The sequence below is a fragment of the Streptomyces cylindrosporus genome, assembly GCF_022698165.1.
Classification (GTDB): Bacteria; Actinomycetota; Actinomycetes; order Streptomycetales; family Streptomycetaceae; genus Streptomyces; species Streptomyces cylindrosporus.
The window spans coordinates 1-530 of sequence record NZ_JALDAY010000041.1 but is presented as its reverse complement, the minus strand read 5'-3'; the positions used below and the strand labels follow the sequence as shown (position 1 = coordinate 530).

The 530-nt window shown below is 66.6% G+C and carries 1 protein-coding gene; it reads left to right on the top strand.

Annotation, left to right across the window (positions count from 1 at the left end):
- Positions 1-530, top strand: a 530-nt coding sequence (locus MQP27_RS50770) for a chitinase (RefSeq protein ID WP_242779510.1), incomplete at both ends; no start/stop codon positions are given.

The following is a 530-nucleotide window of genomic DNA, read 5'->3' as shown; positions in this document are numbered from 1 at the left end:
GAGGCGCAGTTCAACCAGATGTTCCCGAACCGGAATTCGTTCTACACCTACAGCGGGCTGACCGCCGCGCTGTCCGCCTACCCCGGCTTCGCCACCACCGGCTCGGACACCGTCAAGAAGCAGGAAGCCGCCGCCTTCCTGGCCAACGTCAGCCACGAGACCGGCGGCCTGGTCTACGTGGTGGAACAGAACACCGCCAACTACCCCACCTACTGCGACTGGAACCAGCCCTACGGCTGCCCGGCCGGCCAGGCCGCCTACTACGGCCGCGGCCCCATCCAGCTGTCCTGGAACTTCAACTACAAGGCCGCCGGCGACGCCCTGGGCATCGACCTGCTCAACAACCCCTGGCAGGTGGAGCAGAACGCCGCCGTGGCCTGGAAGACCGGCCTGTGGTACTGGAACACCCAGAGCGGACCGGGCACCATGACCCCGCACAACGCCATGGTCAACTCCGCCGGCTTCGGCCAGACCATCCGCTCCATCAACGGCTCCCTGGAATGCGACGGCAAAAACCCCGCCCAGGTCCA